Origin of the sequence: Cohnella algarum (assembly GCF_016937515.1) — a bacterium.
GTDB lineage: Bacteria > Bacillota > Bacilli > Paenibacillales > Paenibacillaceae > Cohnella > Cohnella algarum.
The window spans coordinates 1,369,411-1,381,115 of record NZ_JAFHKM010000002.1 but is presented as its reverse complement, the minus strand read 5'-3'; the positions used below and the strand labels follow the sequence as shown (position 1 = coordinate 1,381,115).

General features: G+C 61.4%; 12 protein-coding genes and 1 pseudogene. 7 read left to right on the top strand and 6 right to left on the bottom strand.

Going from position 1 to position 11,705, the window contains the following annotated elements; translation table 11 throughout:
• Window positions 1-289 precede the first annotated feature (289 nt).
• Complete coding sequence (locus JW799_RS06205; protein WP_205429089.1) at window positions 290-565, top strand: hypothetical protein; 276 nt, start codon at window positions 290-292, stop codon at window positions 563-565.
• Window positions 566-765: 200 nt separating this feature from the next.
• Here the strand turns inward: JW799_RS06205 and pepT are convergent, their stop codons facing one another.
• From pepT to JW799_RS06190, 3 genes are all read right to left on the bottom strand, one after another.
• The gene (gene pepT, locus JW799_RS06200) at window positions 766-2,001 is read right to left on the bottom strand and encodes a peptidase T (RefSeq protein WP_205429087.1); all 1,236 of its coding nucleotides are present in this window, start codon (window positions 1,999-2,001) and stop codon (window positions 766-768) included.
• A 104-nt stretch (window positions 2,002-2,105) separates the two neighbouring features.
• Window positions 2,106-3,293 (bottom strand): oxalate decarboxylase family bicupin, encoded by a 1,188-nt coding sequence (locus JW799_RS06195; protein ID WP_205429085.1) that lies wholly within the window; start codon window positions 3,291-3,293, stop codon window positions 2,106-2,108.
• 68 nt (window positions 3,294-3,361) lie between these two features.
• Window positions 3,362-3,760: a hypothetical protein gene (locus JW799_RS06190; protein WP_139787092.1), complete on the bottom strand. Its 399-nt coding sequence runs from the start codon at window positions 3,758-3,760 to the stop codon at window positions 3,362-3,364.
• A gap of 218 nt (window positions 3,761-3,978) precedes the next feature.
• Between JW799_RS06190 and JW799_RS06185 the strand changes: the two genes are divergently transcribed.
• The 5 genes and pseudogenes from JW799_RS06185 (at window position 3,979) to JW799_RS06165 (ending at window position 7,086) form a co-directional block, all read left to right on the top strand.
• Window positions 3,979-4,407, top strand: a complete 429-nt coding sequence (locus JW799_RS06185) for an SRPBCC family protein (RefSeq protein WP_205429083.1) — start codon at window positions 3,979-3,981, stop codon at window positions 4,405-4,407.
• 1 nt (window position 4,408) lies between these two features.
• Window positions 4,409-4,768, top strand: coding sequence for an ArsR/SmtB family transcription factor (locus JW799_RS06180; RefSeq protein WP_080832772.1), 360 nt, complete (start codon window positions 4,409-4,411; stop codon window positions 4,766-4,768).
• Between the two features lie 213 nt (window positions 4,769-4,981).
• Window positions 4,982-5,703, top strand: a pseudogene (locus tag JW799_RS06175) (threonine/serine exporter family protein).
• Window positions 5,703-6,146 (top strand): threonine/serine exporter family protein, encoded by a 444-nt coding sequence (locus JW799_RS06170; protein ID WP_080832825.1) that lies wholly within the window; start codon window positions 5,703-5,705, stop codon window positions 6,144-6,146. The pseudogene JW799_RS06175 and the gene JW799_RS06170 overlap by 1 nt, the downstream one beginning before the upstream one ends.
• 103 nt (window positions 6,147-6,249) lie before the next feature.
• Window positions 6,250-7,086 (top strand): undecaprenyl-diphosphate phosphatase, encoded by an 837-nt coding sequence (locus JW799_RS06165; RefSeq protein WP_240353170.1) that lies wholly within the window; start codon window positions 6,250-6,252, stop codon window positions 7,084-7,086.
• Window positions 7,087-7,139: 53 nt separating this feature from the next.
• Here the strand turns inward: JW799_RS06165 and isdG are convergent, their stop codons facing one another.
• The 3 genes from isdG to JW799_RS06150 are packed head-to-tail and all read right to left on the bottom strand — an operon-like array spanning window position 7,140 to window position 10,233.
• Entirely contained in the window at window positions 7,140-8,282 is a 1,143-nt protein-coding gene (gene isdG / locus JW799_RS29240; protein WP_205429082.1) for a heme oxygenase, read from the bottom strand.
• Window positions 8,279-9,277 (bottom strand): FecCD family ABC transporter permease, encoded by a 999-nt coding sequence (locus JW799_RS06155; RefSeq protein ID WP_205429081.1) that lies wholly within the window; start codon window positions 9,275-9,277, stop codon window positions 8,279-8,281. The genes isdG and JW799_RS06155 overlap by 4 nt, the downstream gene beginning before the upstream one ends.
• On the bottom strand, window positions 9,274-10,233 hold the full coding sequence (locus JW799_RS06150; RefSeq protein ID WP_205429080.1) for an ABC transporter substrate-binding protein: 960 nt from the start codon (window positions 10,231-10,233) through the stop codon (window positions 9,274-9,276). Before JW799_RS06150 ends, JW799_RS06155 begins: the two co-directional genes overlap by 4 nt.
• Window positions 10,234-10,504: 271 nt before the next feature.
• Between JW799_RS06150 and isdC the strand changes: the two genes are divergently transcribed.
• Window positions 10,505-11,698: a heme uptake protein IsdC gene (isdC, locus tag JW799_RS29235; RefSeq protein WP_275901446.1), complete on the top strand. Its 1,194-nt coding sequence runs from the start codon at window positions 10,505-10,507 to the stop codon at window positions 11,696-11,698.
• Window positions 11,699-11,705: the final 7 nt, after the last annotated feature.

The following is an 11,705-nucleotide window of genomic DNA, read 5'->3' as shown; positions in this document are numbered from 1 at the left end:
GGCGGGTACTGGGGAGAATTAGTGGACGAGCGGCGGACATTAACTGGAATTGGGGGCATTAGAGGACAAACGGGATGCTGGCGAGTACTGGCGGGAATTAGCAAACGAACGGCAGACTCTGGTGGTTACTGGGGGGACGTTAGCGGACGAACGGTGGACATTGGCGGTATTTTCGGGTGCTGGGGTGCACTGGAAGGAGCCATTCAAACAGGGGAAACGAGTGGTAGGCAAACTCATGTTGGATTTTATCCAATGGGCGAAGCGGGAAACGGGGAGATCTTGTTCTACAGTGGATTTTATCCAACGAACAAGGGGAATTTCAGTCGAAATCACCGAAAAGGCTTCTTCTGATTGGACAAAATCCAACCAAGCCGGGGAATTTCACGAAAAGGCCGGTTTTGATTGGACAAAATCCAACGAAGCCCAAGTCGAGCAAAAAAAGTCGAGCCCGCAGAGAAAGACATTCCCGCCCACACGGGAAGTCGGCTCGGCCACCCCCGCAGGTCCATTTGAGTCGTGGCGACCCAACTCGATCCGCCATCCGCAGCGCTCCGCGCGCAAATGAGTAAATATTACTCCTTCAAGCCCCTCACACGCACGATGCCGCTCCGGTTGAGTCGAATCCCCGATTTCATGGATACGTCAACAAGGGGGGGATCGCCGAACCGATCGGAGCCGACCGGCAAATGAAAACACAAAAAAGCCCGGCATCCTCCGATTGCGGATGCCGGGCCGTTGCGCGTCGGGTGAGACGCGCCCGTCGGCTTACTCGGCCTGCTGCTCGAACAGGCGGGCGATTTCGACGATAACGTTCACAGCCTGGACCATCGTGTCCACGGAGACGTACTCGTAGCGCCCGTGGTAATTTTCCCCGCCGGTAAAAAGATTGGGCGTCGGCAATCCCATGTAGGACAGCTGGGACCCGTCCGTGCCGCCGCGAATCGGCTTGACGACCGGCTCGATGCCCAAATTCACCATCGCCTGGTAGGCGATGTCGACGATGTGCCGTGCCGGCTCGATTTTTTCCCGCATGTTGTAGTACTGGTCCTTCAGCGAGAGCTCGATTCGTTCCGCGCCGTACTTGTCCCGCAGCTCGCCGACCAGGCCGGATATGTACGCCTTGCGGAATTCGAAGCGCTCCCGGTCGAAATCGCGGATAATGTAGCGGAGCACGGTCTGCTCCACGTCCCCCTGGAATGAGATGAGGTGGTAAAATCCCTCGTAGCCTTCCGTCCTCTCCGGAGCTTCGTCCGCCGGCAGCCGCCCGTGCAGCTCCATCGCCATCTTGGCGGAGTGGATCATTTTATTTTTCGCCGTTCCGGGGTGGACGTTTTTCCCTTTGAACGTGATGGTGGCCGCGGCGGCGTTAAAGCTTTCGTATTGCAGCTCGCCGAGGGGGCCGCCGTCCATCGTATACGCGCAATCCGCGCCGAACGCGGCCACGTCGAACCGGTGCGGGCCGCGCCCGATTTCCTCGTCCGGAGTGAAGGCGACCCGGATTTTGCCGTGCTTGATCTCGGGATGCTTCAGCAAATAGTCCATCGCCGTCATAATCTCGGCAACGCCGGCCTTGTCGTCGGCTCCGAGCAGCGTCGTCCCGTCGGTCGTGATCAGCGTGTGCCCCGCGAGACCGGCCAGCTCCGGAAAGTCCCGCGGCGACAGCACGATCTGCCGCGCCTCGTTCAGGACGATGTCCTTGCCGTCGTAGTTTTCGACGATTTGCGGCTTGACGCCCGCCCCGGTAAAATCCGTCGCCGTGTCGACATGCGCGAGAAAGCCGACGACCGGGACTTCTTTGTCCGTGTTCGCGGGCAGCGTGGCCATCAGATACCCGTTATCGTCGACGGTCACTTCCTGCATGCCGATGGCCTCCAGCTCCTCGGCCAGCATGCGGATCAACGTCCACTGCCCCGGGGTGGAAGGACACGTGTCGCTGCTATCGTCCGACTGCGTGTCGACTTGCGCGTAGGTCGTCAATCTGCGGATCAGGTCGTTTTTCAAGACGGGTGTCTCTCCTTCCGAATCGCTTTTATTTTCCATTGTAAACCGTTCCCATCGAGAAAACAAAAAAAGCTCCCCGTACGGGACAGGGAGAAATTCGCCGGTTACGGCGCCGGAGTTCCGGGGTACTTGACGACAGGCCATTTCTCTTTGCGCAGCGAATCGAGCAGTTCCTCGCCCGCGTTCAAATTCGTCCGCACGAGCTCGCGCGGGGTCAGCGCCATCCACTGATTGAGCGAGACGTCGGCGAACCGGTCGCTTTTGAACATTTCCAGAAACCACAGGCTCGTATCCCCGGTATTCTGGATGTAATGTCCGTACGCAAAAGGCACGTAGCCGACGTCGCCCGCCCGAAAATCGAACGTTCTCGCCGTTCCCTGCGCCGCGAACGCGGTCATGCGTCCCTCTCCGGTCAAATAATACTGCCACTCGTCGTTGTTCGGGTGCCAGTGCATCTCCCGCATGCCGCCGGGCTTGATCTCGACCAGGGCGGCGGCGACCGTCTTCGAGACGGGAAAATTGGTCGAGTCGACGATGCGCACCGTCCCGCCCGGCGTGACGATCGGCTCCTGGGCGAGGAGCCGGTGCGTGAAGCTGAGGGGCACCGCCCCCTGGGGATCGGGAACCTGCTGGCTCGCGAGCGGTCCCGGCACTTCCGCCTGGTAAATGTACACCTGGTCGTCGGGCATGCCGTCAAACGCGCTTTCCGGCACGCCGAAATTGGCCGAAAGCACGTCCTTCGGCGTATGGGCGAACCAATCCGAGATGGAAAAGGTGTCGATATCCGAGAAGCTGCCGTCGTCGAACACGAGCAAAAACTCGGCGCCGTCCTCAAGACCCTGAATCGAGTGGGGAATGCCGGGCGGAAAATACCACAGATCGCCCGGGCCGACGTCCGCGATAAAATTACGGCCATCCTGATCGACGGCGGTGACCCTGACGCGGCCCAGCAGCATGTAGGCCCATTCGGCCTGTTTATGCCAGTGCAGCTCCCGGACGCCGCCGGGCGTCAGCCGCATGTTGACGCCCGACAGCGTCGTGGCGACAGGCAAATCCCGAACGGTCACCTCGCGCGACCAGCCGCCGCGATTGAGCTGCATATGGGCATTGGAAAAGGAAAAGCGCAAATTCGGCACGATGCCGGCATCGGTCGCGGGCGGTACGAGCAGGTCGGGATTCTGGATATCCAGCATGACGTTCCGGGGTCCCGGGTCGGTTGCCCCGGCCCCGTCCGGGCGAATGGGCTGCGGGACGGAAAACCGGCTGTCCGGGGTGTCGGCGGTTCTGTCCAAAGCTTCACGCTCCTTGTCGTTGCGCGGATCGTTACGGTTCGAGGTCTCCTTAAAAATATGATCGCGGACTAAGGCGTATGCCGCCGGATGCAGAAAATGACGGGAAGCCCGGGGAAACGGACGGGTGGGAAGGCAGCGCAAATTTTCAAACGACGAACGGGCACAAGAAAATAGGCGAAAGAAGCAGATTCGATCTGATAAGCCGGGCCGGATGACCGAAAACGATAAAAAATGATGAAATAATAATATTCTGAATATTTGAACAATATATCGTTTTCAAGTAAGCTGTAGTCATCAAAAGGAAAGGGGATAGTCCAATGGGTTAGGAAAGCGAAGCTACCCGAGACGGATGTTGAAAGCGGCCCGCCGAGCATGGAACAGGTGGCGGCACCGGGTAGCGGGAATCCGAAGCTGACGCGGGACGGTCTCATTTTCGGCAAAACGACTAAGGTTAAGAAGCGCGGCAAGTACGTACGGCCTCATTAACCAAGATAGGAGCGTAACGGAACAATTGAATAGCAAGGATTCGGCAAGGTAGGGCATTCGGTTATCAGCGGTTAACCGGATGTCCTATTATTTTTGGCGTTTGCCGGGAATCGCCGCTTGACATGAAACCTACGGGTGTCATAAAATCATAAGAGAAACCAAAAGGTTTCGTTTTTTTGATAGATGAGGAGGCGCTTGGATGGACAAGTCGGAAAACAATCCTAACATTCCCGATATTCGCAAAACGCTGGTGCTGAACGCGCCGATCGAAAAAGTATGGGAAGCCGTCGCCACGGCGGACGGCATCGCCGCATGGTTCATGCCGAGCGATTTCAAGCCCGAGCTGGGCTATGAGTTTACGCTGCGCGCCGGACCGTTCGGCGATTCCCCCTGTAAAGTAACCGAACTGGAGCCCCCGGCCCTTCTTGCTTTCACATGGGGGAAGGATTGGACGCTTCGCTTCGAGTTGAAGGAACGGGACGGAAAGACGGAGTTCACGCTCATTCATTCCGGATGGGACGCGGAGCAGGTCACGGAGTTCAACGAATCCCACCGCGTCGTTCGCGACCGGATGGACAACGGGTGGAGCGGGATCGTCGAGAAGCTTCGCGCGCACGTCGGAGGCTGAGATGCCGGCTTCCGCTGCGGGAAAGCACGACGTGTTTCAGGCGATCGCCGATCCTACCCGCCGCAGCATGCTTTCGCTGCTCGCGGATCGGGAATTGCCGGTGACGGCGATATCCGGTCATTATCCGATGAGCCGGACCGCCGTTTCCAAGCATTTGCGGGTTTTGGCCGACGCGGGACTCGTCAAGGAACGCAAGGTCGGCCGGGAAACCCGCTACCGGCTGGAGCCCGACCCGCTGCTCGAATTGAAGCGCTGGCTGTCGTACTTCGAGCTGTATTGGGACAACAAGCTGTCCGCGCTCAAGCGGATGGTCGAAACGGACGGGGAGGAACAACCCGCGGGGCGCGAAGCCTCGGAATAGCCGTTCCAACCGGCACGCGCCGCTCCGATTTCCGGGAGCGGCGCGTTACCGTTCGTTTTGGCGGCGGCCGGCGAGTTTTGCTAAAATGGGACCAAGAGGCGCGGACAAGCCGCCCCGAAAAACGGCAACCGAGCAGAGGAGAGACGGAAGGTGCCGCAATCCCCCGAATTTACGCGCCAGATCGCGCACATCTGTCTTCTGGCCGGAAAAATCATGCTGCAGAACGGAGCCGAAACGTATCGGGTCGAGGATACGATGACCCGAATCGCGCGTTCTTTCGGCTTGCCCGGCTCGCACAGCTTCGTGACCCCGACCGGGATTATTTTTACGATCGAAGGAACGAGGGCGGAGGGAGCCGATTCGTTTACGAGCTTGAGCCGGATTACGAGCCGTTCGACCGACTTGCGCAAAGTGATGAAGGTCAACGCGATTTCCCGGCAAATCGGAGAAGGCGGGCTGTCCGCCCCCGAAGCGTACCGGCTGCTCCGGGAGACGGAAATTTCCGCCGAGGGCTATTCGCTCCGGCTCAAGACGGCGGCCGCGGCGCTGGCCAGCGGCTGTTTCCTCATCATGTTTCACGGGGGCTGGTCCGATTTCGTTCCCGCGATGGCTGCCGGGGGCGGGGGTATTTGACGCTCCAGCTCGCGGCCAAACGGATTCCGGTCCGGTTGTTCGGGGAATTTGCGGCGTCGTTCATCCTTGGATGCCTGGCCTGGCTGTTCGTGGCGATCGGCTGGGGACGCGAGCTGGACGCCATCGTCATCGGGTCGGTCATGCCGCTCGTGCCGGGCGTTCTCATCACGAACGCGGTCCGGGACCTGATGGCCGGCCACTTCGTTTCCGGATTGTCCAAAGGAGCGGAAGCGTTATTCACCGCGCTCGCGATCGGAGCCGGAATCGCGATCGTGCTGTCCTTAAGGGGCATGGGAGCATGATGACGGCGCTCGTGCAGCTTTTGACGAGCTTTGTCGCTTCCGCCGCCTTTGCGCTGCTCTTTAACGTGCCGCAAAATCATCTGGCGCTGGCCGGGGCGACGGGCATGCTGGGCTGGATGGGGTATTACGGCCTCCTTCGGGCGGATGCCGATCCGGTGATCGCGACATGGCTGGCCGCGTTTGTCGTTTCTTTCGTCAGCCGATGGTTCGCCAAACGCTTCAAGGCTCCGATTACCGTCTACAATGTGTCGGGCATCGTGCCGCTCGTGCCGGGCGGCGCCGCCTACGCTGCGATGCGCAACGTGGTGCTCGATCGGTACGACGAGGCGGTCCAGCAGGCGTTTCAGGCGTTCACGCTGTCGGGAGCGATCGCGTTCGGCCTCGTGCTGTCCGAAGTGATCCATTTGACCCTCCGCAGGTCCGGTTCCAAATCCGGTCTCTAGCGAAGCCCCGACTTCGGTCCGATTGATTTTCAACGATTTTCTCTGTATGATGAAACCGCTGGAAAACGGACTTCCTAATTATAGAGAAAAAGGTGTGAAGCGGTTGGATTGGTTGGAGTTAGTGAAATCGGTGATCCTCGGCGCCGTGGAAGGCTTGACGGAATTCGCGCCGGTATCGTCCACCGGCCATATGGTCATCGTCGACGACATGTGGCTGCATTCGGAGGAATTTTTGACCAAGCCCGTAGCGAACACCTTCAAGATCGTCATCCAATTGGGCTCGATTCTCGCCGTCCTGTTCGCGTTCAAAGACCGGTTTTTGGATTTGCTCGGATTGAAAAAGCTGGACCAAAAGGCCGGCAGCAACGGAGGCAAGCGGCTGAACCTCCTTCAGGTTCTCGTCGGCCTGCTCCCGGCGGCCGTGCTCGGGCTGGCGTTCGAGGACTACATCGACGAATATCTGTTTTCGACCGAGACGGTGCTGGTCGGCCTGGTCGCGGGGGCGCTGCTCATGCTGGCCGCCGACCGGTTCGCGCCGAAGCGGATCAAGACCGAAACGGTCGATCAGATTACGTACAAGCAGGCGCTGCTGGTCGGCCTGTTCCAGTGCATCTCGCTCTGGCCGGGCTTTTCCCGGTCGGGATCGACCATCTCCGGCGGCGTGCTGCTCGGCATGAGCCACAAGACGGCGGCCGACTTTACGTTCATTATGGCCGTGCCGATCATGGCCGGGGCCAGCTTTTTGTCGCTTCTGAAAAACTGGGAGTATTTCACGGCGGAGTATTTGCCCTTTTTCATCGTCGGCTTCATAAGCGCGTTCGTGTTCGCTTTGGTGTCGATCAAGTTTTTCCTGAAGCTGATCGACCGGATCAAGCTCGGGCCGTTCGCGATTTACCGCCTCGTGCTTGCAGCTGTTTTAGCCATCATTCTATATCTGTAAAAAGAAAGGGGCGCATCCTCGCGGGATGCGCCCCTTCGGCTTGATCCAGACGGTCAACCGGCCGCTTCCTCCGTTTCGGCGGCGGGGCGTTCGTCCGCCGTCCGCGGATCGCGCACGATTTTGACTTCCTGGAACGTGATTTTATTTTCCAAAATGTAGTCCGGAATTTCGCGATGCTTGTGCGATTCCTTGAACGCGCTGCTTTTGGTCCACGCTTGAAAATCCTCTTTTTGCCGCCAGCGCGTCACGACGCTGACCTCCTCGTAATCTTTCGTGTTTTCCGTCAGCAGCACCTCGAGGCCGAGAAAGCCTTCCATGAATTCGACTTTGCCGACTTTGTCGAAACGCTCGATCAGCTTGTGGGCGTTGCCCTTGGAAATTTTCGACGTGTTCGTAACGATGACCATCGTAGTGTCCTCCTTGGCCTTTTTGACCGGTATGATAATGGGATAATCCTCTTCAAACCTGACTTTGGCTTCGATATCGTAAACGTACCGCAAAAAACGGGGCGTGATGACGGCGCGCGGGGCGCCTTCCGCCACGACGAGTCCGTGCTTCATCGCGACGAGATGATGGCTGTAGGCCGCCGCCTGCTGCAGATCGTGAAGCACCATGACGATCGTCATGCCCCATTCGCGGTTCAGCTTCCGGAGCATCTCCATGACGTCGAGCTGATGGGACATGTCCAGAAAGGTGGTCGGTTCGTCGAGCAGCAGAATGCCCGTTTTCTGGGCGAGCGCCATCGCGATCCGGACCTTTTGCTGCTCGCCTCCGGACAGCGTATGGAACGGACGGTCTTCGTGCTTCTCCGTATCCGTCGCGGCAAGCGCCCAATCGATCGCTTCCCGGTCCTCCGCCGACAACCGGCTTTCCAGGAAACGCTTGTGCGGCGAACGGCCGTAAGCGACGATCTCCCGCACCGTCAAATCGGGGAACATCCCTTTGGACTGGGGCAGCATCGTCAGCACGCGGGCGAAATCCGTCGCCCTGTACGACCTGGCGGGCAAGCCGCCGACCCGGATTTCGCCGCCGTCCGCCGTGGCGAGCCGGGAAATCATTTTAAGCAGGGTGGATTTTCCGGAGCCGTTGGGGCCGACGATCGCCGTGATTTGCTCTTCCGGAAACGACAGCGTAACGTCATCCAATTGAAAATGGCCGATATCCAGCCGCAGATGTTCCGTTTCGATCGCGGTCATGCGAGCCGACTCCTCCTTCGAAGCAAAATCAAAAAGAACGGCGCGCCCAGACAGGCGAGCAGAATGCCGACCGGCAGCTCGATCGGGTCGAACCATGTGCGCGCCGCCGTGTCCGCGAGCACGACGAGCGCTGCCCCTCCCGCAATGGAGCAGGGGAGCAACAACTTGTAGTCCTCCCCGATCAGCAGCCGCATCGCATGGGGAACGACGAGCCCGACGAAGCCGACGAGCCCCGCGACGCTGACCGCGGCCCCCGCGAGCAGGGAAGCGAGCAGGATGAGCAGCATCCGCTGCAGCTCGACCTTCTGGCCGAGCAGCTTGGCGGATTCGTCGCCCAGCATGAGCAGGTTGGCCGGCTTGACGGCCAGCGCCGTCAGCAGCAGGCCGACGACGGCGTACGGCGCCATGAATTCGAGGTGGTGCCAGCTCCGCCCGTTCAAGCCGCCGGCCAGCCACGGGAGCACGGCCTGCACCCGGTCGCTGTAGACGACCATGAGCCCGTTCGTCACGGCCCCGAGCAAAGCGTTGACGGCGACGCCCGCGAGCACGATTTTGACCGGGGAGGCTCCCTTGTCCCAGGAAAGCAAATAAATGGCGACGGAGCTCGCGAACGCGCCGGCGAACGCGGCCGCCGGAAGCAGGAAGCTCGCCTGCGGCCAGACGACCATCGTCAGAATCGCCGCGACCCCGCCGCCGGCGGAAACGCCGATGACGCCGGGATCGGCCAGCGGGTTGCGCATGACGCCCTGCAGCAGCGCGCCAGCCGCGGCCAGGCAGGCGCCGACCAGCAGGCCGATGAGCACCCGCGGCAGCCGAAGGTCCAGCAAAATTTGCCGGTACAGCGGGTCTCCCTCGGACACGAGCGCCAGCCAAATGTCCCGCGGCGATATCGGCACCGAACCGTAGCCCAGTCCGCAGAGGACGGACAGCAGCAGGACGATCGGCGCCAGCCACAGGAAAATCCTGCGCTTATCGCGTAACGTGAGCTTTCTCATTCCGCGGGGCCACCGCCCGCCTCGAACAAACCGCGGAGCAAATCGATCGCTTCCGTCACTCTCGTTCCCGGATTCGTGCCGAACAGATCGGAGGGCAGGACGTCCACCCGGCCGTTGCGCACTGCGTCGATGCCGTTCCAGGCGGCGTTTTTCTCCATTTCGCTCACGAAGCCGTCGCGCACCGCCTCCGGATCGCCGTGCGTCATGATCAAAATATACTGCGGATCCGCCAGCATGATGCGTTCGACGTTCAGCTGCGCGTACTGCGGGAAATTTTGCAGGGCGGGATAGTCGGCCGCGATATTGGTTCCGCCCGCCAGCTCCAAAATGCTGCCCCCGAGCGAATTCGGCAGCGCGGCCATATTCGTCCCGGGCGCCCCGTACACGAGGAGGACGCGGGGCCCGGATTCGCCCGCGGCCGACCGGACTTCGGCCAGCTTGGCGTCGATGCCCGCGATCAGCTCCTTCGCCTTCTCCTCTTTTCGAAGCAGCTGCCCGAGCAGGCCGATCTGCTTCTTAATGTCGTCGACCGAGTTCGCTTCCGTCAGCACGACTTTGGTTCCGATACCCTCGAGCGCGGGAACGTCCTTCGCGTTCATGGACGCGCTGCCGAGCACGACGTCGGGCCTGGCGAGCGTAATTTTCTCCAGATCGACTTCGTGCGTGGAGCCGACCTGCTCGACGTCGGCCGCCTCGGGCACGGGAAGGGGACCGGAGGAGGTCGGCCTGCCGACCAGCGTGCCGCCGAGCGCGTAGACGATGTCCATATCCCCGTTGCTCAGCGCGACGATGTTTTTCGGGACTTCGGAGAAGACGACCGTCCGGTCCGCGAAGTCGCGAACGCTGATTCGGGCCGCTTCCCCGGAGGCGCCGCCGGAGCCCGCCGCTCCGCCCGTCGCGCATCCCGCCAAGGCGATCGACAGGAGGGACAGTCCGGCGATTTTGCAAAGGTTCATTTCCTGTTTCCTCGACTTTGCTGAGATTTATTCTCAATGATAATGAGAATCGTTCTTGATGTCAATATCTTCTAGTGGTATACTCGAGTCGTTATGATCGAGCCGAGGTGATGGGATGAAGTAAGGGAAAGCCGGGTTTTACGCGGGCTGCGGGCGATTTGCCTGGCAGGGCGGAGGGAGAGGAGAGCAGGTTTTTCTCTTTTTTTGTCGTTAATTGAGAATGATAATCATTTAAAAAATGATTATTCGATGGGAGGTTGTTCGTTTTCGCATGAGAAAAAGGAACCGAATTTCCGCCGCATGGCTGCCGCTTGCGTGCCTCATGGCGCTGCTTGCTTGGCCGTCTGCGGCCCAGGCTGCCGTAGACATGGCGGATGGCGAGTACACGATCGATTATGTCATCAAGAAGGCGGATGACGACTCGGTATCGATCGCCAACGACTATTTTGAAAAGCCTGCCGGACTCACCGTGAAAAACGGGGAGGCGACGGTCGACATCCGGATGAATCACAGCGCATGGATTACGGAATTCCAGGTGCCGAGCGGCGGTTCCTACATAGACGCCCCGGTCGTGGCCAGCGACAAGGCCGCCGACACGCGCACCGTTCGCTTCGGCGTGGATGGACTGTCCGCCCCGCTGGCGGTGAAGATGCACGTGACGGTCGAATCGATCGATTACGATCACGATTATACGGTGCGGTTCGTGTTCGACACGGCCAGCGCCAAGCTGGTCAAGGCGGCGGAGGAACCGCCGGAGGCGGAGACGCCGTCCGCCGGGCCCGCCGAGACGCCGAAAGCCGAGGCGCCGTCCGCGGCCCCGGGAGCTTCGGCGTCGCCGTCGCCGGCCGGAACGTCGGGCGGCGCGAGCGCCTCCGCGGGCGGAGCTGCGCCGGGCGCGCAGGGCGGGGCTTCGGCGTCGCCGTCGCCGGAGCCGGCCAAGGATTCCGCCGCGCAAGCCGGCGGCGGAACGTCAGGCGCGGCGGGGGGCGGCGCGTCCGCCGGCAGCGGGGCGGCGGGGAGCGAGGCGCCCGCCGCAAGCGGGACGCCGGACGCGAGTCCGGCGGCGTCCGGGGCGGCCGCCAGCCCGGCGGGATCCGGGGCGTCCGCGGCCGAGACGGCGGCGCCGAGCGCGTCCGCCGGCGCCGCGCCTGGCGGCAACGACGCATCCGCGGGCGCTGCCGCTCCATCGGCTTCCGCAGCCGGAGAGGCTGCGGAGAGCGAGCCTTCCGCCGCCCCGGAAGCGGCGGCGGAGGACGCTGCGGCAAGCGCGTCCGCGCAGCCGCAGGAAGGCTTTCTCGCCTCCCCCGCGGAGGAGGAGGCGGATTCGGCAGGCCCCGGAGCGGGCGCGATCGCGCTGCTCGTCGGCCTGCTGGCGACCGCCGCGGCGGCGACGGTTTTTCTGTTGCGCCGAGCGAAGCTTCGCAACCGCGCCGCGGCCGACGCGGCGTCGGAACATACGACTTGACCACGAA

Excerpts from the sequence above, each read along its gene's own strand:
- JW799_RS06185 (WP_205429083.1), top strand. The coding sequence starts at position 3,979 with ATGGACAAGTCGGAAAACAATCCTAACATTCCCGATATTCGCAAAACG.
- JW799_RS06180 (WP_080832772.1), top strand. The coding sequence starts at position 4,409 with ATGCCGGCTTCCGCTGCGGGAAAGCACGACGTGTTTCAGGCGATCGCC.
- JW799_RS06170 (WP_080832825.1), top strand. The coding sequence starts at position 5,703 with ATGACGGCGCTCGTGCAGCTTTTGACGAGCTTTGTCGCTTCCGCCGCC.
- isdG (WP_205429082.1), bottom strand. The coding sequence starts at position 8,282 with ATGACCGCGATCGAAACGGAACATCTGCGGCTGGATATCGGCCATTTT.
- JW799_RS06155 (WP_205429081.1), bottom strand. The coding sequence starts at position 9,277 with ATGAGAAAGCTCACGTTACGCGATAAGCGCAGGATTTTCCTGTGGCTG.
- JW799_RS06150 (WP_205429080.1), bottom strand. The coding sequence starts at position 10,233 with ATGAACCTTTGCAAAATCGCCGGACTGTCCCTCCTGTCGATCGCCTTG.
- isdC (WP_275901446.1), top strand. The coding sequence starts at position 10,505 with ATGAGAAAAAGGAACCGAATTTCCGCCGCATGGCTGCCGCTTGCGTGC.